A 21863-nucleotide genomic window follows, 5' to 3' on the forward strand; every position below is an offset into this window, starting at 1 on the left:
GAAGTAGGAGTCGCGGGCGTCCAAGCCCGCCGAGGGGAACAGTTGAACGTTGCGGCCATACAGCCCACGGATCTGCTCACTCGCACGCCGGATGGGCCGCGGTGCTCGACGACAGCTTCTCGGCGTACGGCTCGGGGCAGAAGCGCCGCCGGCCGCTGGCCGTGGCGCTGGCCTGCCACTTCCTGCTGGAGGCGCTGGCGGCGGAGTACACCCCGCTGTGGCTGTCGGGTCGCACCGACGCGCTGTCGGTCCGGCCGTACGGGCCGACGCCGCTCGGCGAGCGGATCCTCGACGCGCTGGAGCTCGGCACGGATCGCCTCGTCATCGTGTCCGACGGATGGGACAACGCGCCGCCGGGGCTGGCCGGTGAGGTGCTGCGGATCTGGCGCACCCGGCTCGACCCCTCCCACGCCTGTGCCGTCGTCCACCTCAACCCGGTGTACGACGCCGCCGACTTCGACGTACGGCGCCTCGCGCCGACCGTCCCGACCGCCGGCATCCGCGACGCCGAGAACCTCGTCGCGCTGGTCGAGCTGGCGCGGTTCGCGGAGGGACGCACGGGACTCCCGGAGCTGCGCGCCCACCTGGCCCGGCGCGTCGCGGAGTTCCTGGGTGCGGAGCACGCCGACGACCGCGTGCGGGGCGGGCACGACACCTTGGTCATGGGGCCGACGGCCCCATGACCAGGCTGACGCTGAACGGTCTCGCCACCCGGCCGTCACAGGTGTGGGGCGGGGTGCGGCTCGTGCCGCTCGTCCGCGAGGAGCCGATCGAGGACCTGCGGCTCGACGCCCGGCTCTACGACGCCGACGCCGGAGTCGTCGCGGTCGACCCGCGGACCGTCTACTGCTCCTACATCCCGCACGGTTACGTGGCGACCTGGGCGGACGACGGCGCGCCGGCCGCGGCGTACGGCACCCAGCTCCGGGACTCCGCCGAGCGCGACCGCGCGCCCGACCGGATGCGGCTGCGGTTCCACCGCCGGATGGCCCGGCGGCTCGACAAGAACCGGCTGCGCTTCCTTCCCCTGCACCTGGCGCTGGAGGGCTACCTGGCGCTGCACTTCGGCGGCCCCGAGCTCGCGTGGGAGGAGTGGTCGCAGCGGGCGATCCGCCGCGGGCTCTCCCCGCGGGCCGAGGAGGCGTACGCGGGTGGCGCGGTCCGGGGCCTGGCCGACGCCCTGCGGGTGTTCGAGATCCATCCGGGGCAGTGCGGCGTCCTCGTCCACGTCGCGGACGCGCTCGCCGCCGCGTTCGTGGTGCCGCATCCCGCCGACTACCGCGCTCTGCACTCGACGCTGGTCCACGACCTGTACGGCGAGCTGATCTACCACTACGCGATGCTGGGCGGGCCGGTGCCCGCCTTCGGCGCCCGCATCGACGACACGGCGGTGCGTTCGCTCGCCGACCTGCGGACCGCCGTCCGGACGCAGCGGGACGAGTGGGCGGCCTTTCACGACGGCGTCATGGCGGGCGGGCTGCTGGGCGGCGACTACACCTACGAGCACGTCCAGCGGGTGGGGCCGTACCGCCTGTCCCGGCTGCTGCCGTCCTTCGAGCGGCAGCGGGAGAACCACCTCGGTGAGCTCATCGCCGACGACGCCGGGCGGCCGGCGTACCTCAAGACCTTCCGGCTGTCGGAGAACCAGGTCCGGCGCGGTCACCTGCTCACCCGGCTCGCCGCCGGCGACTGGCGGCTGTCCACCACGGCGGCCGCCATGGGCGTCACCGAGGCCGAGCTGGTCCGGCGGATCGAGGCGGCCGGCTTCGGATACCTGCTCCGCCAGGACGTCCGCGACCACTACCGCGCCCGGGCCCGCCGCGGCGCGCCCGGGCGGGAACGGTAGCTCAGACGTCCACCTGGGTGCCCATGACGACGGTGCGCCCCTCCGGCAGGCGGAAGTACTCGGCGGGGCTCGCGGCGTTGTTGGCCAGGGTGAGGAACAGCCGCTTGCGCCACCGGCTCATGCCGGGCTCCCGGGTGAGGCGCAGGGTGCCCCGCGACAGGAAGTACGAGGCGTGGTCGGGGTCGATGCCGAGCAGTTCGCCGTCCTCGCCCTTCGCCTGCGACGCGGCGAGCCGCAGGGCCGCCGGGAGGTCCTGGTCGTCCTGGAACCCGTACTTGATCGTGACGTGCACGATCCCGTCGTCCCGGTAGCCCAGGTCGTCGACGGCGATCCGCTTGTCCCGGGGAACGTGCGGGATGGTGTCGTACGTCACCGAGACGATCACGACGTGCTCGTGCAGGACGTGGTTGTGGTCCAGGTTGGCCCGCAGCGCCAGCGGGGTGGTCTCCTTCCCCGGGTGGGGGAACACCGCGGTGCCCGGCACGCGCGGCACCTTCATCGTGCGCAGCTTCCGCACGAGGTCGGCCAGCGCGCCCTCCTTCTCATTCCGGCGAACCGTGACGATCTCGCGGCCCCGCTCCCACGTCTTCATCACGGTGAACACGGAGACCGCGATCAGCAGGGGCAGCCAGCCGCCGTGCGTGACCTTCGTCAGGTTGGCCGCGAAGTAGGTGATCTCGGCGCCGCCGATCACGACGCCGATCAGCACGAGCCGCCACACCGGCCACCGCCACTGCGCCCGCGCGATCACCAGGAACAGGATCGTCGTGATGATGAGCGTCCCGGTGACCGCCACGCCGTACGCCGTCGCCAGGTGCTCGGAGGACTTGAAGCCGAACATCAGCGCCAGCACGCCGATGAACAGGATCCAGTTGACCGCGGGGACGTAAACCTGCCCGATCTCCCGCGGCGAGGTGTGCCGGATCCGCAGGTAGGGCAGGAAACCGAGCCGTACGGCCTGCCGGGAGACCGAGAAGGCCCCGGTGATCACCGCCTGGGAGGCGATCACCGTGGCCGCGGTCGCGAGGATCACCATGGGCAGCCGCGCCCACCCCGGCAGCAGCAGGAAGAACGGGTTGGCGACGCTCTTGGGGTCGCGCAGGATCAGCGCGCCCTGGCCCAGGTAGTTGAGCGTGAGGGCCGGGAACACCACGCCGAACCAGGCGCGCCGGATGGGCCGGCGGCCGAAGTGCCCCATGTCGGCGTACAGCGCCTCGGCGCCGGTGATCGCCAGGACGACCGCGCCCATCGCGATGAACGCGATGTAGGGGTGGTCCAGCACGAAGGCGCCGGCGTACGTCGGCGACAGGCCGAGCACGATGCGCGGCTTGCGCAGCACCTCCGCGAGACCCGCGAGGGCGATCGCCGCGAACCAGACCACCATGACCGGCCCGAACAGTTTGCCGACGCGGTGCGTGCCCCAGCGTTGCGCGAGGAAGAGCAGGGTGAGGATCGCCGCCGCGATCGGCAGGACGAGGTGGGCGACGGCGGGCGTGGAGACCTTGAGGCCCTCCACCGCCGACAACACCGAGACCGCCGGCGTGATCACGCTGTCGCCATAGAACAGCGAGGCGCCGAACACGCCGAGGGCCATCGCGACCACGGCCTTGCCGCGCACACCGCCCAACACCCGGCGCACCAGGGCGGCCAGCGCCATCACTCCGCCCTCACCCTCGTTGTCGGCGCGCAGGATGAAGATCACGTACTTCACCGACACGATCAGCGTGACCGACCAGAACACCATGGAGATCACGCCGTAGACGTCGCCGCTCGTCGGGCGGACCGCCCCGTTGTCGATGCGGAACACCGTCTGAAGGGAGTACAGCGGGCTGGTGCCGATGTCGCCGTAGACGACCCCGAGGGCACCCAGCATCAAGGCCAACAGCCCGGACCGGTGCTCGGACGCGCCCGGCCCGGACTTAGATGCGGTGTCCCGCACCACTGAATCGGTCATGGGGCCTCCTTCGTCGGCCTCATGACCAAGGTGCTCTGCTCATCGATTCCCTCGCTGCGCTCGGTCATGGGGCCTCCTCCGTCGGCCTCATGACCAAGGTGCTCTGCTCATCGATTCCCTCGCTGCGCTCGGTCATGTGCCCATACCTACCTGAAGGTGGTCCGGCCACACACGACCGGGTCGGCGATATGCCGGGCGTCCCTGACCGCGGAGGGCGTCAGGCCGTGTGCTGGTAGGCCGGATAGGTCAGGTAGCCGGCGTCGCCGCCCTGGTAGGCCGTGGCCTCGTCGACGGGGGCGATCGGCACTCCGAGGCGCAGCCGCTCGACCAGGTCGGGGTTGGCGATGAAGGCGCGGCCGAAGCTGATCAGCTCGGCGCCGAGCCCGAGCCAGTGGTCGGCGTCCGCCCGGCCGGTCTGCTTCGGTCCCAGCGGGAGCACCGGGTTCATGATCAGGGTGCCCGGCCACGCGCGGCGCAGGCCGACCAGCACGTCCTCGTCGGCGGTGGCCTCAAGGTGGACGTAGGCGATTTCGAAGCGGGCCAATTCGGTCAGCAGCGCGCTGTAGAGCTCGGGCACGTCGGTCTCCTCGATTCCCCAGAACGTCCCGCCCGGGGAGAGGCGGATGCCGGTTCTCGCCGCGCCGACGGCCTCGACGGTCGCGGCCACCGCCTCAACGGCGAACCGGATCCGATTGGCCACCGAGCCTCCGTAGCGGTCCGTGCGCAGGTTCGCGTTGGACGAGAGGAACTGCGAGATCAGGTACCCGTTGGCGCCGTGCAGTTCAACGCCGTCGAAGCCGGCGTCGACGGCCCGGCGGGCCGCCTCGGCGTACGACCGGGCGTGCTCGGGCACCTCGGCGGTCTCCAGGGCGCGCGGGACCGGCGCGGGCTGCGGCCCGGTCGGGGTGAACACGTCACCGGCGGCGGGGACGGCCGAGGGTCCCACCGGATGCAGGCCGGTGGTGTCGGGATGCGAGACCCGCCCGCCGTGCATGATCTGGGCGAAGATCCGCCCGCCGTTGGCGTGCACGGCACCGGTCACGGGTCGCCAGGACGCGACCTGCTCATCGGTGTGCAGCCCCGGTGTGCCGGGATTGGACTGCCCGATCAGGCTCGGCTGCACACCCTCGCTCACGATCAGCCCGGCCGTCGCCCGCTGGGCGTAGTACGTCGCCATCGACGGCGTCGCCAGACCGCCGGCGGCGGCCCGTACCCGCGTCATCGGCGCCATCACCACCCGGTTGGGCAGCGCCAGGTCGCCGAGCCGGTAAGGGTCGAAAAGGGTCGTCATCTCAGGTCTCCTCGCTGTGCGGTGCCCGGACCTCGAGCACCGCGGCTACGCTAAAACCTGACATTGACGTCAGAGGCAAGGGTTGTGCCGAGAGTCACAATCCGGAAGGACGACGACATGCGCATCGGGGATCTCGCCGCGCGGACCGGGGTCAGCGTCCGGTCGCTGCGCTACTACGAGGAGCAGGGCCTGCTCGCCAGCACCCGCAGCGCCAGCGGACAGCGGCATTACGCGGAGGACGACGTCGACCGGGTGAAGTTCCTCCAGCGGCTGTACGCCGCGGGCCTGTCCAGCCGCACCATCCTGGAGCTGCTGCCGTGCGTCGACTCGCCCAGCGAGAAGCACGCCGACCTCGCGCTGGAGCGGATGGCTCAGGAGCGCGACCGGCTCTCCCAGCACATCGCCGACCTCGTACGCACCCGGGAGTCCCTGGACGGACTGATGGCGACCGCACGAGCCCACCGCGAGCGCCTGGACGATCGCGGCCGACCGGTCACCCCGCCCTCGGGCGTTCCGGGCTCGGATGCGTGCCGAACGCCTACGGGGTGAAGGCGGCTGCCCGCCACCGGTCCCCGGGTCGGCGGGAAGCTCGGCGAACGCGGCTTGGTTCCGGTGGTCCGAGGTGATTCGTAGCTGTTCGCGACCGCGTTCACCGAGACTTCGGTACGTCCTGCGCCCTTCGGTCGACCAGCGTCAGCAGCTCGCGCAGTGACGCGACCTCATGGCCCGGAGACGGGTCGCCGGTCCGGCGTGTCAGACCGTTCCGATTGAGCCAGATGTCAGCGCCCAACCGCGCGTTCTGGGCGCCTAGGACATCGGTGGCGAGGCTGTCCCCGACGTGCCACACCGATTCCGGTTCGACGCCCAACCGGCGGATGGCCAGGTCGAAGATCGCCTTCTCCGGTTTGGCTACACCGACCTCGGCGGACACGACGATCTCGTCGAAGCGTCGGCCGAGTCCCGTCGCCGCCATCTTGTCCCGCTGCGCGTCACCGGGGCCGTTGGTGACGACGGCCAGGGCATCGACGCGCTCTCGGAGAGCGACGAGCACCTCCGTGACGTCGTCGAACAGCCGATAGCTGGCGTGTCGATCGCGCGTATAGAGGTCGAGCGCGCGGCCGGCGAGGCTCTCGCTCTCGTACCCGCACGCCGACAGCGCTCGCTGCCAGAGTTCTCCCCAGATGGCGCGGGCGTCTGGAGATCCGGCGGCCGAGCGCGCGATGACGCCCTCAGCCCCTCCCAGATGGGCGGCGTAGGCGCCGGTGTAAGCGTCGAACACGCGATCGGGGTGGATGTGCGGGGCATCCGCCGTCAGCGCCGCGCACACCCGGCGTACGGTCGCGTGCCACGCGGCCCGGTCGTAGTCGACGAGCGTCGCGTCGAGGTCGAAGAACACCGCCCGGATCGGCCGCATCCCGGCATCCTAGTGAGCCCGTCCGTGGGGATGCCTCAGGAGGCGCGGGTGCGGAGGCCGTCGAAGGCGACCTTCGCGACGGCCTCCGCGAGGTCGGGGCCGCCGATGTGGCCCTGGGGGCGGTACCACTCGATCAGCGAGTTGACCAGCCCGAAGAGCAGGCGGGCGGTGGTGGCCGGGTCGACGTCGCTCCGCAGGTCGCCGTCGGCGACGGCGTCGGCGACGAGCCCGGCGACGATGCGGTCGAACTCCCGCCGCCGCTCGAGCGCGTCCCGCTCGACCTGGGTGTTGCCGCGCACCCGCAGCAGCAGCGTGACGAACGGCAGCCGGTCGACCAGGACCGTCACACTGCCCCGGACGAGGTGCTCGAGGCGGTCGACGGCGCGCCCGGGCACGGAGTCGAGCTCCTCGACCAGCGCGAACAGCCCGTCGAGGGCGCGGCCCGTGGCCAGCCGCAGCAGCTCCTGCTTGCTCGACACGTGGTGGTAGATCGCGGCCTTGGTGACGCCGAGCTCGCGGGCGAGGTCGTCCATGCTCGTGCCGTCGAAACCGCGCTCGTTGAACAGGCCGACCGCGACCAGCAGCAGGGACTCCCGGTCGTAACCGGGCCGGCCGCGCCTGGTCTGCCGCGCTCCGGGCGACGTGGCCGCGCGGTCACCCGGTCGGCCCCTTCCCTCCGCCATGAGAGAACGGTAGCATGAATTACCTACCGTTCGGTCAGTAAATCGATCTGGAGGCCGGCTCCATGACCGCACTGCACAGTTACGTCGGCGGCCGGTGGCAGGCGCCGACGGGCGAGGGCATCCCGCTGCACGACGCGGCGACCGGCGAGGAGATCGCCCGCGTCTCCACGGCGGGGATCGACCTGGCCGCCGCCCTGGATCACGGCCGCCGCGTCGGCGGGCCGGCGCTGCGCGAGCTCACCTTCCACCAGCGCGCGGCCCTGCTGAAGGCGCTCGCATCGCACCTACGCGAGCACCGCGAGGAGCTCTACGCGCTGTCCGCCCGCACCGGCGCCACGCTGAACGACTCGCGCTTCGACGTGGACGGCGGCATCGGCGTGCTGTTCGCTTACGCGAGCCGGGGCCGCCGCGAGCTGCCGAACGACACGGTCTACGTCGACGGGCCCGTCGAGCCGCTGGGCAAGGGCGGCACGTTCGTCGGGCAGCACGTCTGCACCCCGCTGCGCGGCGTCGCCGTCCAGATCAACGCGTTCAACTTCCCCGTGTGGGGGCCGCTGGAGAAGCTCGCCCCGGCGTTCCTGGCCGGGATGCCGAGTCTGATCAAGCCGGCGGAGCAGACCGCCTACCTCACCGAGCGGCTGGTCCGGCTGATCGTCGACTCCGGCCTGCTGCCGGAGGGCGCCGTGCAGCTCGTCTGCGGCCCGCCCGGCGACCTGCTCGACCACGTGACCGGCCAGGACCTGGTCGCGTTCACCGGCTCGGCCGCCACCGCGCGCAAGCTCCGCGCGCACCCGGCGATCGTCGCCGAGGCGACGCGGTTCACCGCCGAGGCCGACTCGCTGAACTGCTCGATCCTCGGGCCGGACGCCCGGCCCGGCACGCCGGAGTTCGACCTGTACGTCAAGCAGCTCGTCACCGAGATGACGGTGAAGGCGGGGCAGAAGTGCACCGCGATCCGGCGGGCCCTCGTCCCGGCCGAGCTGATGGACGACGTCGCGGCGGCGGTGCGCGAGCGGCTGGCCAAGATCACCGTCGGTGACCCGTCCCGCGAGGACGTACGGATGGGGGCCCTCGCCAGCCTCGACCAGCGGGAGGAGGTCCGCCGGGCGGTCAAGGCGCTGCGCGGCGCCGCGCACCTGATCTTCGGCGACCCGGACCACGTCGACGTGGTCGGCGCCGACGCCGACCGGGGCGCCTTCGTCTCCCCCATGCTGCTGCGCTGCGACGACCCCGACCGCGCCGAGCCGCATGAGGTGGAGGCGTTCGGACCGGTGTCGACGCTGCTGCCGTACGACTCGGCCGAGCAGGCGATCGAGCTGGCCGCGCGCGGCCGGGGCAGTCTCGCCGGTTCCGTCGTCACCGCCGACACCGACTTCGCCCGGCGGATCGTGCTCGGCCTCGCGCCGTGGCACGGCCGGCTGCTCGTCCTCGACCGGGACGACGCGAAGGAGTCGACCGGGCACGGCTCGCCGCTGCCCGGTCTCGTGCACGGCGGGCCTGGCCGCGCGGGCGGCGGCGAGGAGATGGGCGGGCTGCGCGGCGTGCTGCACCACATGCAGCGCACCGCCGTCCAGGGCGACCCGAAGACGCTGAGCGCGGTGACCGGCCGCTGGGTCGCGGGCGCCCCGCGGCGTACGCACGTGTCCGGCACCGGCGAGGGCGTGCACCCGTTCCGCAAGTCCCTCGCGGAGCTGCGGGTCGGCGACGCGGTGACCGCCGGGCCCCGCACGGTCACGCTCGAGGACATCGACCACTTCGCCGAGTTCACCGGCGACACGTTCTACGCGCACACCGACGAGGAGGCGGCCCGGGCGAACCCGCTGTTCGGCGGGATCGTCGCCCACGGCTACCTGGTCGTGTCGCTGGCCGCCGGGCTGTTCGTCTCCCCGGAGCCCGGGCCCGTCCTGGCCAACTACGGCCTGGAGAACCTCCGGTTCCTCACGCCGGTGAAGCCCGGCGACGAGCTGACCGTGACTCTGACCGCCAAGCAGATCACCCCGCGCGCGAACGCCGACTACGGCGAGGTGCGCTGGGACGCCGACGTGACCAACCAGACCGGGGAGTCGGTGGCCAAGTACGACGTGCTGACCCTCGTCGCGAAGGAGAAGTCATGACGGCCGTCGCCGAGGAGAGCCTGGAGCGGCACTTCGAGCACACGATCGAGCGCGACCAGCGGATCGAGCCGCGCGACTGGATGCCGGACGCCTACCGCGCCACGATGATCCGCCAGATCGCGCAGCACGCGCACTCGGAGATCATCGGCATGCAGCCGGAGGGCGACTGGATCACCCGCGCGCCCTCGCTGCGGCGCAAGGCGATCCTCCTCGCCAAGGTGCAGGACGAGGCGGGCCACGGCCTGTACCTCTACTCCGCCGCCGAGACGCTGGGCGTCGACCGGGCCGACCTGACGACCCGGCTGATCGAGCGGCGGCAGAAGTACTCCTCGATCTTCAACTATCCGACGCTGACGTACGCCGACGTCGGGGTGATCGGCTGGCTCGTCGACGGGGCCGCGATCTGCAACCAGGTGCCGCTGTGCCGCAGCTCGTACGGTCCGTACGCCCGGGCGATGATCCGCATCTGCAAGGAGGAGTCGTTCCACCAGCGGCAGGGCTACGAGCTGCTGATGACGATGATGCGCGGCACCGACGCGCAGCGGGCCATGGTGCAGGACGCGGTGGACCGCTGGTGGTGGCCGAGCCTGATGATGTTCGGCCCGCCCGACGCGCACTCGCCGAACACCGCGCAGTCGATGGCCTGGAAGGTCAAGCGGCACACCAACGACGAGCTGCGCCAGCGGTTCGTCGACATGACGGTGCCGCAGGCCGACGCGCTGGGCGTCACGCTCCCCGATCCCGACCTGGCGTGGAACCTCGAGCGCGGCCACCACGACTTCGGCCCGATCGACTGGGACGAGTTCAAGCGGGTGCTGCGCGGCGACGGCCCGTGCAACGCCGAACGGCTGGACCGGCGCCGCCGCGCCCACGAGGACGGCGCGTGGGTGCGCGAGGCCGCCGCCGCCCACGCCGCGAAACGGAGGAGCTCATGAGCGATCTGTACGAGGTGTTCGTGCGGGGGAAGCGCGGGCTGAACCACGTGCACGTCGGCTCGCTGCACGCGCCCGACGACGAGATGGCGCTGCGCAACGCGCGGGACCTGTACACCCGTCGCAACGAGGGCGTGAGCATCTGGGTCGTGAAGGCGTCGCACATCGCGGCCTCCAGCCCGGACGAGAAGGACCCGTTCTTCGCGCCGTCGGCGGACAAGGTCTATCGGCACCCGACCTTCTACGACATCCCCGACGACGTGCCGCACATGTGATCGGAGCGCCATGTCCTTCGACAACGTCTACGAGGCCCTGACCGGGGACGGCGACGCCCGGTGGGCGTTCGGCACCGGCTTCGCCGACCCCCTGGCCGGGGTCGACACCACCGTCCCGCCGGACGTCGACCGCGCCGACCTGGCCGCCTACTGCCTGATGCTCGGCGACGACGCCCTGATCATGTCGCACCGGCTTCAGGAGTGGTGCACGAACGCGCCGGACCTCGAGGAGGAGGTCGCGCTGGCCAACATCGGGCTCGACCTGCTCGGCCAGACGCGCCTGCTCTACGCCCGCGCGGGCCACGCCGACGGCACCGGCCGCGGCGAGGACGACTACGCCTACTTCCGGGATCCGGAGGAGTTCGGCAACGTACGACTCGTCGAGCTCCCGCGCGGCGACTTCGGCGACCTGGTCGCCCGGCTGCTGGTGTTCGCCACCTGGCGGCTCGCCCTGCTGCAGCGCCTGATCCCCTCCCGCGACCCGGTCCTCGCCGCGATCGCCGCCAAGGGTGTCAAGGAGGTCGCCTACCACCGCGACCACGCCGCCCAGTGGGCGGTGCGGCTCGGCGACGGCACCGACGAGTCGCACCGCCGGACGCAGGCCGGGCTCGACCGGGTCTGGCCGCTGGTCGAGGAGCTCTTCGCACCGCACGAGGTCGAGGAGCGCCTGGCCGGCTCGGGCGTCGGAGTGGACCCGGCCACCCTGCGCGCGGAGTTCGACGCCGTCCTCGACCAGGTCCTCAAGGCGGCGACCCTGCGCCGCCCCGACGTGCCGCCGGCCCCGGGCGGACGGCGGGGTTCGCACACCGAGGCCCTCGCGCCGCTGCTCGCCGAGCTGCAGAGCGTGGCCCGCGCGCACCCGGAGGCGACATGGTGACAGCGACGACGGACGCGCGGTCGGTGGCCGAGACGGTCACCGACCCGGAGCTGCCCATGCTGACGCTCGCCGACCTCGGCGTGCTGCGCGACGTCGCCGAGGAGGACGGCCGGGTCGTCGTGACCATCACCCCGACCTACTCCGGCTGTCCCGCGATGGACGCCATGCGCGTCGACCTGATCCGCGCGCTGCGGGCGGCGGGCCACGAGGAGGTCGAGGTGCGCACCGTCCTGCACCCGCCGTGGAGCACCGACTGGATCAGCGCGGCGGGCCGCCGCAGGCTCGCCGAGGCCGGCATCGCGCCGCCCGGCGCCGCCCCGCGCCGCGCGGAGGGGCCGATTCCCCTCAGCCTCGGTCCGACCGTGCGCACCGTCCGGTGCCCGCGCTGCGGGTCCGGGGACACCGAGGAGACCTCGGCGTTCGGCGCGACCGCCTGCCGGGCGCTGCGCCGGTGCCGTGCCTGTCTCGAACCGTTCGAGCACGTCAAGGAGATCTAGGTGACCGTCAGCACACCGGCGCCCGCGCGGGCGCGCGGAGGGTTCCACCGCCTCCGGGTCGCCTCGGTGGAGCGGCTGTGCGCCGACGCGGTGGCGGTGACGTTCGACGTCCCGCCGGAGCTCGGCGACGGGTACGCCTTCCGCGCCGGCCAGTCGCTGACGCTGCGCCGCGAGGTCGGCGGCCGGCAGGAACGACGGTCGTACTCCATCTGCGCGGCCGAGGGCGCGCCCCTTCGCATCGGGGTCCGGGAGGTCCCGGACGGGCTGTTCTCCTCCTGGCTCGTACGGGAGGTCCGCCCCGGCGACGAGCTCGAGGTCGGGCCGCCCACCGGCGGGTTCACTCCCGGCGACGACACGGCGGGCCACCACGTCTTCGTCGCGGCGGGGTCCGGCGTCACGCCCATCCTGTCGATCGCCGCCACCGTCCTGCGCGACCCCGCGGCCACCGCGACCCTGCTGTACGCGAACCGGCGCGCGGACACCGTGATGTTCGCCGACGAGCTGGCCGACCTGAAGGACCGCCACCTCGACCGCCTCGAACTCGTCCACATCCTGTCCCGCGAGCCGCTGGAGACCGAGCTGTTCACCGGACGGCTGGACGCGGCCAAGTTCACCGCGCTGCGCGCGCTGCTCCCCCCGCTCGCGGACGTGGCGCACTGGTGGCTGTGCGGGCCGTACGCCATGGTCGAGGACCTGCGGGCCGTGCTCGACCGGGCGGGCGTCCCGGCGGGCCGGGTGCACCGGGAGCTGTTCTTCGTCGACGACGTGCCGCCCGCGCCGGTCCGCCACGAGGACGCCGCTCCCGACGGGGCCACCAGCGAGGTGACGATCCTCCTGGACGGCCGCACGACGACGGCCGCCGTGCCGCGTGACACTCCGCTGCTGGACGCGATGCAGCGGGTCCGGCCCGACCTGCCGTTCGCCTGCAAGGGCGGCGTCTGCGGCACCTGCCGGGCCAGGGTCACCGACGGCAAGGTCCACATGCGGCGCAACTTCGCCCTCGAGGAGGCGGAGGTCGACGCCGGGTTCGTGCTGACCTGCCAGTCGACGCCCCTGTCCGAGCGCGTCGGCCTGGACTATGACGCCTAGAGCGTGTCCGACCTCCTCCCTGTCTAGCGCCGCCGGTGCCCGATCACGCCGGCACGTGCCGGTGCCGGAGGGCCCGGCGCGTGGCCTCCGCCAAGGCCGCGGCGGGGTCCGGAGCGGCCTGGACGGCGCGCCAGGCGATCACGTGATCGGGGCGAACCAGCAGGGCGCCGTGGTCGCCGATGCCACAGGTTCCGGCCGGCCGTGCCGTTCCAGTACCCGCCTCGCGGGGCAGCAGTGCCGTGTCCAGAAAGGCGCCTGCGGGATCCAGCTCGCGCGCGGCCCGCATCCACGGACGTCCTTCGGGACCGGCCAGCAGCAGGTGGCGGCCGTCGCGGACGAGGTCCAGCGTGGACAGGCCGTCGTCTCGGCCGGTGAGGGGCACGTGCGGCAGCCGGGTGCCGGGCTCGCCATGCCAGCGGGCCGGCTCGTCGGCCTCCGGCAGGGCGGCGTCCCGGTCGTCACCGGGCACGCGGTAGCGGTAGCCGACCGCCACGGCGGCCTCGCTGAGCGGCGGACCGCTCGCGGCCGGCGCCGTCGCTCGGTCACGGACACGGAGCAGTGCCTGTTCCACGGTCAGGGCACCCACGGCTCGGCGCTCGGGGTCGTAGTCGTCCAGCAGGCGCGGATCGGCGTCACCGCGCAGGACGGAGACCAGTTTGGCGGTGAGATTCCAGGCGTCCTGAATCCCGGCGTTGGCCCCGAATCCCCCGGTCGGCGGGGTGACGTGCGCGGCGTCTCCGAGCAGGAAGACCCGGTGCGCGCGGTAGGAGTCGGCCACCCAGGCGCCCATGTGCCACGGCCGGGCGCCCGTGGTCGTGAAGCTCGCCGCGGGCAGCCCGAGCGCGCGCGAGACGATGTCACGGCACCGCTCGGTGCCGAACGCGGTCGCCGGCTCGGTGATCGCGGGATCGTAGGGCACCGAGATCGTCCCGCGGTCGTGAGCCGTGTTCCAGGAGATGAAGGCCCGCTCGGGCGAGTCGGTCCAGGCCAGGGCGAGCCGGCGGCCGTCGAGGACCTGGCGTAGGTCGGCCGTGAAGCCGATCTCCATGACGTGGGAGACCGCCTCGCTGCCGCTGCGGCCGATGCCGAGCTCCTGGCGGATGGCGCTGCCGTTCCCGTCCGCGGCCAGCAGGTAGTCGGCCTCTACGGTGTACGACCCGCCCTCGGCGTCCAGGACGCGCGCGACAACGTGGTCGTCGTGCTGGCGCAGACCGAGGAACCGATGACCGAAACGCAGGTCGGCGCCGGCGGCGCGGGCGTGCTCGCGGACGACCTCCTCCAGGTCGGACTGCTTGACAAAGGCGCTGGGACACGGGGAGACGTCGCTGAAGTCCTCCGCGGCCGGCAGACGCCAGCGCCGCAGCTCCGGCCCGGCGAGGGAGGTGACCACCGCGGCGTGATCCGCCGGTGGGAGACCGTGCTGGACGGCGTAGATCTCCTGGTCGGCTCCGACGGAGCGGTACGCCTCCATGGTGCGCGGGTAGAACAGCTTGGCTCGCAGCCTGGTCGACACCGCGACGTGCTTCTCGACGAGGACGGGGACGATGCCGCGGGCCGCGAGGAACAGCGCGGCCGAGGCCCCCACGACACTGCCGCCCACGATCAGGACGGCGGCGCGCTCCGCCGGTGCCTGGTGATCAAGGTTCATGACCCCATCGTGGTCGCCGTGCGGAAAAAGATCCGCTCGCCGGCCGCCGACTGCGCGAATCCGACACGCTCCGCGAAGTTCTGACGAGATCCGACTAAGAGATGTGGTCGGGGCCGGGCCGGTGGACCGGGCCGTGGGAGTCGCCGCAGTGCTCCTCCGGCCGCGGGCCGATCGACAGCAGCGGATCGGGGTTGTGGTCGACCTGAAGCGTCGTGTGGGTGATCCCGTACGACTCCGCCAGCACCGCCTCGAGATCGGCGCGTACCGCGTGGCAGTCCTCCCCCGGGGCGACGAGGACGTGCGCGGACGCCGCGGTCATCCCCGCCGTGATCTGCCAGATGTGCAGGTCGTGCACCTCGGTGACGTAGGGACGCGCGGCGAGGGCCCTGCCGACCTGCTCCGGGGAGACGCCGGCGGGGGCCGCCTCGAGGAAGATCCGTCCCGACTCGCGCACCAGCCCCAGCCCCGCCTTGACCATCAGCACCACCACGACGAGCGAGGCGATCGCGTCCGCGCGGGCGAACCCGGTCACCATCATGACCAGGCCGGCGACCGCCGTGGCGATGAAGGCGTACGCGTCGGTGAGGATGTGCCGGAAGGCGCCCTCGACGTTGAGGCTGGTGCGGTCGGCCCGGGAGATCAGCCAGGTGGCGCCGACGTTGACGACGATGCCGACCAGCGCGGTGGCCAGCACGAGGCCGCCGGTCACCTGCGGCGGGCTGATCAGCCGCCGGATCGCCTCATAGGTGAGCCACGCCGACAACAGCAGCAGGGAGAGCCCGTTGGCCTGCGCGGACAGGATCTCGGCGCGCTTCAGGCCGTACGTGTAACCGCCCCGTGGCGGCTTGGCCGCCAGCCGCATCGCCACCAGCGCCAGGACGATGGACGCGGCGTCGGTCAGCATGTGCGCCGCGTCGGAGATCAGTGCCAGGGAGCCCGCCACCACACCGACGGCGACCTCCCCGGCCATGAACGCGACGATCAGGCCGAGCGCCCCGCTCAGCAGGCGCGAGTCGGCGTTCTCGCTGACGCCGTGGGTGTGGTGGCCCGCGTGGCCGTCGGCGGGCCGGGAGTGGTCGTGACCGTCGGGGTGCGCGTCGTGGGCCCTCATGTCACGTCTCCCTGGCTCTCCTGGCGTTCGGGGTGGGCGGCGGCCGGGGCGTGGCCGATGTGGGTGAGCGCGACGTCCAGCAGCATGCGCACGTGCGCGTCGGCGAGCCGGTAGTACGCCATCCGCCCGGACCGGCGCGCCTGGACGACCCGGTGGGCGCGGAGCAACCGCAGGTGGTGGGAGACGGCCGACTCGCTGGCGCCGGCGACCGCGGCCAGGTCGCAGACGCACATCTCGCCCTCCAGCAGCGCGACCAGGACCTTCAGCCGGCCCGGATCGGCGAGCAGCCCGAACACGTCGGCGACCTCGGCGACGTTGTTCGCCGGCGGCATCGACGCGCACACGGTCGCGACGCGGCCGGGGTCGACCACGCGTACCGCGCACGACTCGAGACCGACGACCACCTGATCATCTGAACGATTGCTCATATGTCGTTACCTTAATGACGGACTCCGGTGCCGCCAACCCCTATCCGAGCATCCGCTTGACGGCGATCACGGCGACGTCGTCATCCAGGCTGTCCCCCGCGTACGCGCACAGGTCCTCGTGCAGGCGCTCGACGAGCCGCACCGGATCGTCCTCCTCCCACGCGAGCAGGCGCTCCCGGAGGGGGTAGAACGCGCCACCTGCGTCGCGGCTCTCGATCACACCGTCGGTGTACAGGAACAGCAGGTCGCCGCGCCGGAAGGGGAACGTGTCGACGTGGGCGTCGGCCACGGCCAGCTCTCCCAGGCCGAGCGGCGGAGCGGGGCTGGTCGCCCCGAGCTCCCTGACCTGACCGCCCGCCAGCAGCAGGGGCGGCGGATGCCCGCGGTTCACGACGTGCACGCACGGCTCCTCGTCGGGGATGTCCAGCACAGCGGCGGTCACGAAGTTCTCCCCCGACCACTGCTCGCCGTCGCGCAGCGCGGTGAGCTCGACGGACGCGGCGCCGTCCAGGAAGGTGAGCAGATCACGGAGGGGCGACCGTTGGTGGGCGGCCGCGCAGAACGCCCCGATGACCAGGGCGGCGGTGTCGACGGCGGTCAGGCCCTTGCCCCGGACGTCACCGATGATCAATCGGGTGCCCCCGACGATGCGCGCCGCCCCGAAGAGGTCGCCACCGATCCTGGCCTCCTGCTCGGCGGTCAGGTACAGCGACGCGATGCGCAGCGGACCGACCCGCTCGGGCAGGGGGCGCATCAGCGCCCGCTGGGCCGTCTCGGCGACCGAGCGCACGATCGCCAGCTCCCGCTGATGTCGCTGCCGGGCGGCGGAGAAGAACACGATCAGGACCGAGACGAAGACGAGCGAGAACAGGTGGCTCTCGTACTCCAGGATTCCGCGCCAGCGATCGATCGTTCCGATGATCAGCTCGGCGCCGATGGCCACCACTCCGATCAGCGCGACCTCCACCGGACCGGCGAAGGACGCCGTGAGCGCCGGCGCCACGATGAGCAACGGGCCCAGGCGGATCTGCGGTCCGCTCGCGATGTCGGCCACCATGATCAGCGCGACCAGCGTCAGCGGCAGCAGCACCAGCGCATGGCCCTGCCACCATGTCCGCGGACGGACCGAACGGCCTTTCCTGAACCGTCGCACCATTCCTGCGTACCCCCTGGTAGGCGCCGACACCGGGACGGACGCCCCGTCCGGGCGGCGCTGCCGGCGGGCGCTCGTGGTCCGGCGCAGGACGTAAGCCGTGATCCGACGGGTGCGGCGCTGGTCGCCTACGCGGGTGCCCGCCTGACCGCGATGATGGCGACGTCGTCGTCCAGGCGTTCGTCGGTGTACGCGCACAGGTCCTCGTGCAGGCGCTCGACGAGCCGTTCGGGATCGTCCTCGCGCCAGCGCCGCAGCCGCTCCTGGAGCGGGTAGAACTCGCCGCCGGCGTCGCGGGCCTCGATCACGCCGTCGGTGTAGAGGAACAGGACGTCGCCGGGGCCGAAAGGGAAGGTGTCGACCTCCGCCTCGATCGGGGCCAGGTCCCCCAGGCCGAGCGGCGGCGCGGGCCGGCCGGCGGCCAGTTCCGTGATCTTTCCCCGGGTCAGGAGCAGGGGCGGCGGATGCCCGCGGTTCACGACGTGCACGCACGGCGCCTCGTCGGGGATGTCCAGCACGGCGGCGGTGACGAACCGTTCCGCCCGGCCGGGGTCATCACGCGAGGTCGACTCGACGGCGGCGGCGCCGTCCAGGAAGGTGAGCAGCTCGCAGAGCGACGGCCGCTGGTGGGCGGCCGCCCAGAACGCCCCGACCACCAGGGCGGCGGTGTCGACGGCTGCCAGGCCCTTGCCCCGGACGTCCCCGATGATCAACCGGGTTCCCCCGACGATGCGCGCCGCCCCGAAGAGGTCGCCGCCGATCCTCGACTCCTGCTCGGCGGTCAGGTACAGCGACGCGATGCGCAACGGACCGACCCGTACGGGCAGGGGGCGCATCAGCACCCGCTGGGCCGTCTCGGCGACCGAGCGCACGATCGTCAGCTCTCGCCGGTTCCGCTGCCGCAGCGCGGACACGAACATCATCACGCCCGTGATCATGACCAGGCAGGACAGCTGCATCTCGTACTCCGCGACCCCGCGCCATGTCTCCGAGACGCCCACGACCACGTACGACGTGATCGCCACCGTGCCGATGATCGCGACCTCACCCGGGCCGGCGAAGCAGGCCGTCGTCGCCGTCGCCACGCTGAACAGCGGGCCCAGGTGGACCAGAGGTCCGTTGAGGACGTCGGCCACTCCGATCACCAGGATCAGCGCGAACGCCGGCAGCAGCGGTGCGTGGCCCCGCCACCACGACCGTGAGCGGACCGGACCGTCAGCCCTCAACCGTCGCACCCTCCCTGCTTACCCCCTGGTCAGAGGCCAATCGCAGGGCTCCCCCTAGCGCCGGAGAGCGGTGCCGTCGACCGGTCTCCCCGGCCGCCGCTCAGGGGTGCGGACGTGCTCCGGCAGCAGACCGTAGACCATGATCCGGGCCATCACCTGAGACAGCAGCCGCCTGCCGTTCGGAGTCTCGAGGATCGCGGGCAGGCGCGGTTCCCCGTCGCCCAGGGCCTGGTCGACGACGCGCCGCTGGATGATCCGCTGCACGGTCTGCGTGCCGATCGTGGGAACGGACCGGCGGCGCTGGACGCGACGCACCAGGCCGGGGTTGAGCGTGCGGTCGAACCGCGCCGGGTCGGCCTGCGCGCGGTACAGCGGGTCGGCCAGCAGGTTGGCGGTCGCGACCGCGTCCTGGACGGCGAGGTTGATGCCGACGCCGCCGATCGGCGACATCGTGTGGGCGGCGTCACCGATGGCGAGCAGGCCCGGCCGGTCCCAGCGCGAGAGCCGGTCCAGGCCGACTTCGAGGAAGGCGACCTTGTCCCAGTCGTCGACCTCCCCCACCCGGTCGGCCAGGAACGGAACCAGCGCGGCCAGCCGGTTCCGCAGCGCCTCGAGCCCTTGGGCGCGGACCCGCCCGTACGACCCTTTGGGGATGAGGAAGGCGATCTGCCAGTAATCCCCGCGGTCGATCGTCGCGGCCATCTGGCCCCGGCCGATGTGGCCGCCGAGGCCCGTCGGGTCGCCCGGTCGCCGGGAGACCCGCAGCCACAGGACGTCCATCGGCGCGCCGAGTTCGGTGGGGACCATGCCGGCGGCGCCGCGCAGATCGGACCGGCGGCCGTCCGCGGCCACGGTGAGCACCGCCCGTAGCTCGTGTTCGCCGGAGGCGTCCCGGTAGCGCAGTCCGCGCACCCCGCCGTCCTGTTCGAGCGGGCCGAGGACCTCGGCCTCCATGCGCAGCCGGAAGGTCGGGTACCGCTGCGCGTGCTCGGCCAGCAGGGTCAGGAAGTCCCACTGCGGGATCATCGCGATGTGGCGGTACCGCCACCGGGTGAACCGCGTGAGGTCCGCGTCGATCAGCGGCCGGGTGTCCGTCCCGATCCGCAGCGTCGTCAGTTTCCGGTGCGGAAGGCCCTCCAACTCGTCCAGCAGTCCGAGCTCGTCGATCACTCGCAGCGTGGACGGGTGGACCGTGTCGCCGCGGAAGTCGCGAAGGAAGTCGCCGTGCTTCTCCAGCACCGTGGTCCGCACCCCGGCGCGGGCCAGGAGCAGGCCGAGCATGATCCCGGCGGGGCCGCCGCCCGAGATCGCACACGTCGTGGTCCGATCCTCCGGCATCACCGACCCCCGCCCTCGATCGCGGCTGTTCGCGTACGGAGACGCGTCTGGCCCATACCCCGAGCCGTGCGCTCGGAATCCGGCGATCACCGACCGGAGAGGCCGTCTGGAAGCAGGACGAACGCGGGCCCAGGACGGTTGCCGCGAACGCTTCGACCCCCCGCGGCGGGCGATGTCCGTTTCCGGCCACGCACGACACGCGCCGGACGGGGACGACCTGACGAAACGCCCTCTGGCCGCGAGTCCGGCGCGGTCCTCCTCGACGGCGGAAGACCGATGTACGGCCGGCTCACGGCCTTCAACGCGCGGACCGGTGACCACCTCGGCCGGTATCGGGTCGCCGACGGCTCCTACTCGGCCTCGCCGCTCGTCGGCCGGCAGGTCAAGCTGCGCGTCGTCCCCGACGACGGCGGCGCGTTCCGGTACCGGAACGCGACCATGTTCACCGACGGCGACCCCGTCACCGTCCGATCGGACGGAGGCACCCACCTGGACTTCACCGCCCCGGCCCAGCGCTGAAGACCTCCCGGGTCAGTGCCGAGGGTTTTCGTCGTCAGAGCGACGGAGACCCTCGGCGTAGCGGGCGCGTCTTCGCCGCGCGGAGGGCGCGGCGGGCGCCGACGATCAGGGGGCCGGCGTCAGCGGGCGGCGGGGACGGTGCGGTGCTCGCGAACGCGCGGGTGGCTCGTGGGCTCCGGGGTGCGAACGGCGACCGCCTTGAGGGCCGGGCGGCGCCGCATCCAGAAGTTGTTCCGGGCCCAGTCGAGGCCGTCGCGGCTGTCCGCGCCCACGAGGGGGCCGAGCACGGCCAGGGCGATGAACATCGCGAACACGATCCACATGGGGGTTCTCCTCCGTCATCAGTCTTCTTCGCTGTTGGTACTTACATTGTCGGCTCCGCAACTATGAAGGTCCAGCGAGCATTACTGCATGGAATCTGTAAGCTCTCCTGAATGATCGACTTGACCCGGTTGCGGGTGCTTCGCGAGCTTCAGCTGCGTGGCACGGTCGGCGCGGTCGCCGACGCGCTCGGCTACAGCCCCTCCGCGGTCTCCCAGCAGCTCGCCCAACTCCAGAAGGACGTCGGGGTGCGGCTCACCGAACGGGTGGGACGCCGCCTGCGGCTGACCGAGGCCGGGGAGACCCTGGCCCGCGCCGCCGACGGCCTGCTCTCCCAGGCGCGGCAGGCCGAGGAGGCCGCGCGGGCCGCGTCCGGGGTCGTGGCCGGGACCGTCCGGGTCGTCGCCTTCCAGACCGCGCTGCTCAACGTGGTCGCGCCCGCGCTGGACGCCCTGTCCAGCCGCTACCCGGACCTCGTCGTCGAGGTGCTCGACGACGAGTTCGAGCGCGCCCTGCAGGCCCTCGTCCTGCAGGAGGTCGATCTGGTGATCAGCAACCAGTACGACGCCGTCCGGCGCCCGCGTACGGCCGGGCTGGCCGACGAGCTGCTGCTCACCGAGCCGATCCGGCTGATCCTGCCGGCCCGGCACCGCCTGGCCGCCTCGGAGTCGGCGGTGCGGGTGGCCGACCTGGCGGGTGAGGTCTGGGCGTCCGGGTACCCGGGGACCGCGCACGCGGAGCTCATCGAGCGGATCTGCGTGGAGCACGGCGATTTCCGGCCCGAGATCCGGTACCGCTCCAACGACCTCCTCGTGACCCTCGCGCTCGCCGCGCACGGCCAGGCGGTCGTGCTGCTCCCCGAGCTGGTCCGGTTCACCGACCAGTCCGGGATCGCGGTGCGCGACCTGGCCGACGCCGACGTACGACGCCGCGTGATCGTCTGGACCCGCCGGGACGGCGACGTACGGCCGTCGGTGCGCGCGGTGCTCGACGCGCTGCGCGCCGCCGCCGACGGGCTGGCCGCCGTACGCCCAGGCGTGACCCGCGGCTGACCTCGCTCGACGGCATGTGTCGCGGTGAACGCCGGGATCGCATGAGCGGCCTTCGACGTAGGGGCGGCACCACGGCCGTCCCGGCCGCCCGCGGC

General features: G+C 72.6%; 22 protein-coding genes. 11 read left to right on the forward strand and 11 right to left on the reverse strand.

Annotated features, from left to right (window positions below; all coding sequences use genetic code 11):
• The first annotated feature begins 101 nt into the window (after positions 1-101).
• Positions 102-683 (forward strand): hypothetical protein, encoded by a 582-nt coding sequence (locus AB0K82_RS28435; protein WP_364402691.1) that lies wholly within the window; start codon positions 102-104, stop codon positions 681-683.
• A complete protein-coding gene (locus AB0K82_RS28440; RefSeq protein ID WP_364402694.1) occupies positions 680-1846 on the forward strand; it encodes a hypothetical protein in 1167 nt (388 codons plus the stop codon). Before AB0K82_RS28435 ends, AB0K82_RS28440 begins: the two co-directional genes overlap by 4 nt.
• A gap of 1 nt (position 1847) precedes the next feature.
• Here AB0K82_RS28440 and AB0K82_RS28445 read toward each other — a convergent pair whose 3' ends face one another.
• Both AB0K82_RS28445 and AB0K82_RS28450 read right to left on the reverse strand, forming a co-directional pair.
• The gene (locus AB0K82_RS28445; RefSeq protein ID WP_364402697.1) at positions 1848-3800 is read right to left on the reverse strand and encodes a potassium transporter Kup; all 1953 of its coding nucleotides are present in this window, start codon (positions 3798-3800) and stop codon (positions 1848-1850) included.
• 217 nt (positions 3801-4017) lie between these two features.
• Positions 4018-5091 (reverse strand): alkene reductase, encoded by a 1074-nt coding sequence (locus AB0K82_RS28450; RefSeq protein ID WP_364402699.1) that lies wholly within the window; start codon positions 5089-5091, stop codon positions 4018-4020.
• Between the two features lie 117 nt (positions 5092-5208).
• On the opposite strand from AB0K82_RS28450, the gene AB0K82_RS28455 reads away from it, so the two are divergent.
• A complete protein-coding gene (locus tag AB0K82_RS28455; protein WP_364402702.1) occupies positions 5209-5640 on the forward strand; it encodes a MerR family transcriptional regulator in 432 nt (143 codons plus the stop codon).
• 100 nt (positions 5641-5740) lie between these two features.
• On the opposite strand, the gene AB0K82_RS28460 is transcribed toward AB0K82_RS28455, so the two are convergent.
• The gene (locus AB0K82_RS28460; RefSeq protein WP_364402703.1) at positions 5741-6505 is read right to left on the reverse strand and encodes an HAD family hydrolase; all 765 of its coding nucleotides are present in this window, start codon (positions 6503-6505) and stop codon (positions 5741-5743) included.
• Between the two features lie 35 nt (positions 6506-6540).
• Positions 6541-7188, reverse strand: a complete 648-nt coding sequence (locus AB0K82_RS28465) for a TetR/AcrR family transcriptional regulator (protein WP_364402706.1) — start codon at positions 7186-7188, stop codon at positions 6541-6543.
• Positions 7189-7250: 62 nt separating this feature from the next.
• Between AB0K82_RS28465 and paaZ the strand changes: the two genes are divergently transcribed.
• The 6 genes from paaZ to paaE are packed head-to-tail and all read left to right on the forward strand — an operon-like array spanning position 7251 to position 12972.
• A complete protein-coding gene (paaZ, locus tag AB0K82_RS28470) occupies positions 7251-9302 on the forward strand; it encodes a phenylacetic acid degradation bifunctional protein PaaZ (protein WP_364402708.1) in 2052 nt (683 codons plus the stop codon).
• Positions 9299-10237: a 1,2-phenylacetyl-CoA epoxidase subunit PaaA gene (gene paaA / locus AB0K82_RS28475; protein ID WP_364402710.1), complete on the forward strand. Its 939-nt coding sequence runs from the start codon at positions 9299-9301 to the stop codon at positions 10235-10237. Before paaZ ends, paaA begins: the two co-directional genes overlap by 4 nt.
• Positions 10234-10509, forward strand: coding sequence for a 1,2-phenylacetyl-CoA epoxidase subunit PaaB (gene paaB, locus AB0K82_RS28480; protein ID WP_345439886.1), 276 nt, complete (start codon positions 10234-10236; stop codon positions 10507-10509). Before paaA ends, paaB begins: the two co-directional genes overlap by 4 nt.
• Before the next feature lie 10 nt (positions 10510-10519).
• Positions 10520-11386 (forward strand): 1,2-phenylacetyl-CoA epoxidase subunit PaaC, encoded by an 867-nt coding sequence (gene paaC, locus AB0K82_RS28485; protein ID WP_364402714.1) that lies wholly within the window; start codon positions 10520-10522, stop codon positions 11384-11386.
• Positions 11380-11883 (forward strand): 1,2-phenylacetyl-CoA epoxidase subunit PaaD, encoded by a 504-nt coding sequence (gene paaD, locus AB0K82_RS28490; RefSeq protein ID WP_364402716.1) that lies wholly within the window; start codon positions 11380-11382, stop codon positions 11881-11883. Before paaC ends, paaD begins: the two co-directional genes overlap by 7 nt.
• Positions 11884-12972 (forward strand): 1,2-phenylacetyl-CoA epoxidase subunit PaaE, encoded by a 1089-nt coding sequence (gene paaE / locus AB0K82_RS28495; RefSeq protein ID WP_364402719.1) that lies wholly within the window; start codon positions 11884-11886, stop codon positions 12970-12972.
• Between the two features lie 43 nt (positions 12973-13015).
• On the opposite strand, the gene AB0K82_RS28500 is transcribed toward paaE, so the two are convergent.
• From AB0K82_RS28500 to AB0K82_RS28525, 6 genes are all read right to left on the reverse strand, one after another.
• Positions 13016-14620 carry an FAD-dependent monooxygenase gene (locus AB0K82_RS28500; protein ID WP_364402722.1) on the reverse strand — a complete coding sequence of 535 codons (1605 nt, stop codon included), beginning with the start codon at positions 14618-14620 and terminating at the stop codon, positions 13016-13018.
• Between the two features lie 94 nt (positions 14621-14714).
• On the reverse strand, positions 14715-15731 hold the full coding sequence (locus tag AB0K82_RS28505) for a cation diffusion facilitator family transporter (protein ID WP_364402723.1): 1017 nt from the start codon (positions 15729-15731) through the stop codon (positions 14715-14717).
• A complete protein-coding gene (locus tag AB0K82_RS28510; protein WP_364402726.1) occupies positions 15728-16159 on the reverse strand; it encodes a metalloregulator ArsR/SmtB family transcription factor in 432 nt (143 codons plus the stop codon). The genes AB0K82_RS28505 and AB0K82_RS28510 overlap by 4 nt, the downstream gene beginning before the upstream one ends.
• Positions 16160-16199: 40 nt before the next feature.
• Positions 16200-17249 (reverse strand): PP2C family protein-serine/threonine phosphatase, encoded by a 1050-nt coding sequence (locus tag AB0K82_RS28515; RefSeq protein WP_364402729.1) that lies wholly within the window; start codon positions 17247-17249, stop codon positions 16200-16202.
• Positions 17250-17440: 191 nt separating this feature from the next.
• Positions 17441-18538, reverse strand: a complete 1098-nt coding sequence (locus AB0K82_RS28520; protein WP_364402731.1) for a PP2C family protein-serine/threonine phosphatase — start codon at positions 18536-18538, stop codon at positions 17441-17443.
• 54 nt (positions 18539-18592) lie between these two features.
• Entirely contained in the window at positions 18593-19876 is a 1284-nt protein-coding gene (locus AB0K82_RS28525) for an FAD-dependent oxidoreductase (protein ID WP_364402733.1), read from the reverse strand.
• A gap of 276 nt (positions 19877-20152) precedes the next feature.
• Here AB0K82_RS28525 and AB0K82_RS28530 point away from each other — a divergent pair, with 276 nt between their 5' ends.
• Positions 20153-20395: a hypothetical protein gene (locus AB0K82_RS28530; protein ID WP_364402736.1), complete on the forward strand. Its 243-nt coding sequence runs from the start codon at positions 20153-20155 to the stop codon at positions 20393-20395.
• Between the two features lie 119 nt (positions 20396-20514).
• On the opposite strand, the gene AB0K82_RS28535 is transcribed toward AB0K82_RS28530, so the two are convergent.
• A complete protein-coding gene (locus AB0K82_RS28535) occupies positions 20515-20718 on the reverse strand; it encodes a hypothetical protein (RefSeq protein ID WP_364402739.1) in 204 nt (67 codons plus the stop codon).
• 111 nt (positions 20719-20829) lie between these two features.
• Here AB0K82_RS28535 and AB0K82_RS28540 point away from each other — a divergent pair, with 111 nt between their 5' ends.
• Positions 20830-21768, forward strand: coding sequence for a LysR family transcriptional regulator (locus AB0K82_RS28540; protein ID WP_364402741.1), 939 nt, complete (start codon positions 20830-20832; stop codon positions 21766-21768).
• The last annotated feature ends 95 nt before the right edge of the window (positions 21769-21863 follow it).

Source organism: Actinoallomurus sp. NPDC052274 (assembly GCF_040679475.1).
GTDB lineage: Bacteria > Actinomycetota > Actinomycetes > Streptosporangiales > Streptosporangiaceae > Actinoallomurus > Actinoallomurus liliacearum.

Bases quoted from the DNA above. Each gene is read 5' to 3' on its own strand.
- AB0K82_RS28440 (WP_364402694.1), top strand. From the start codon at position 680: ATGACCAGGCTGACGCTGAACGGTCTCGCCACCCGGCCGTCACAGGTG.
- AB0K82_RS28445 (WP_364402697.1), bottom strand. From the start codon at position 3,800: ATGACCGATTCAGTGGTGCGGGACACCGCATCTAAGTCCGGGCCGGGC.
- AB0K82_RS28450 (WP_364402699.1), bottom strand. From the start codon at position 5,091: ATGACGACCCTTTTCGACCCTTACCGGCTCGGCGACCTGGCGCTGCCC.
- AB0K82_RS28455 (WP_364402702.1), top strand. From the start codon at position 5,209: ATGCGCATCGGGGATCTCGCCGCGCGGACCGGGGTCAGCGTCCGGTCG.
- AB0K82_RS28460 (WP_364402703.1), bottom strand. From the start codon at position 6,505: ATGCGGCCGATCCGGGCGGTGTTCTTCGACCTCGACGCGACGCTCGTC.
- AB0K82_RS28465 (WP_364402706.1), bottom strand. From the start codon at position 7,188: ATGGCGGAGGGAAGGGGCCGACCGGGTGACCGCGCGGCCACGTCGCCC.
- paaZ (WP_364402708.1), top strand. From the start codon at position 7,251: ATGACCGCACTGCACAGTTACGTCGGCGGCCGGTGGCAGGCGCCGACG.
- paaA (WP_364402710.1), top strand. From the start codon at position 9,299: ATGACGGCCGTCGCCGAGGAGAGCCTGGAGCGGCACTTCGAGCACACG.
- paaB (WP_345439886.1), top strand. From the start codon at position 10,234: ATGAGCGATCTGTACGAGGTGTTCGTGCGGGGGAAGCGCGGGCTGAAC.
- paaC (WP_364402714.1), top strand. From the start codon at position 10,520: ATGTCCTTCGACAACGTCTACGAGGCCCTGACCGGGGACGGCGACGCC.
- paaD (WP_364402716.1), top strand. From the start codon at position 11,380: ATGGTGACAGCGACGACGGACGCGCGGTCGGTGGCCGAGACGGTCACC.
- AB0K82_RS28500 (WP_364402722.1), bottom strand. From the start codon at position 14,620: ATGAACCTTGATCACCAGGCACCGGCGGAGCGCGCCGCCGTCCTGATC.
- AB0K82_RS28505 (WP_364402723.1), bottom strand. From the start codon at position 15,731: ATGAGGGCCCACGACGCGCACCCCGACGGTCACGACCACTCCCGGCCC.
- AB0K82_RS28510 (WP_364402726.1), bottom strand. From the start codon at position 16,159: ATGAGCAATCGTTCAGATGATCAGGTGGTCGTCGGTCTCGAGTCGTGC.
- AB0K82_RS28525 (WP_364402733.1), bottom strand. From the start codon at position 19,876: ATGCCGGAGGATCGGACCACGACGTGTGCGATCTCGGGCGGCGGCCCC.
- AB0K82_RS28530 (WP_364402736.1), top strand. From the start codon at position 20,153: ATGTACGGCCGGCTCACGGCCTTCAACGCGCGGACCGGTGACCACCTC.
- AB0K82_RS28535 (WP_364402739.1), bottom strand. From the start codon at position 20,718: ATGTGGATCGTGTTCGCGATGTTCATCGCCCTGGCCGTGCTCGGCCCC.
- AB0K82_RS28540 (WP_364402741.1), top strand. From the start codon at position 20,830: ATGATCGACTTGACCCGGTTGCGGGTGCTTCGCGAGCTTCAGCTGCGT.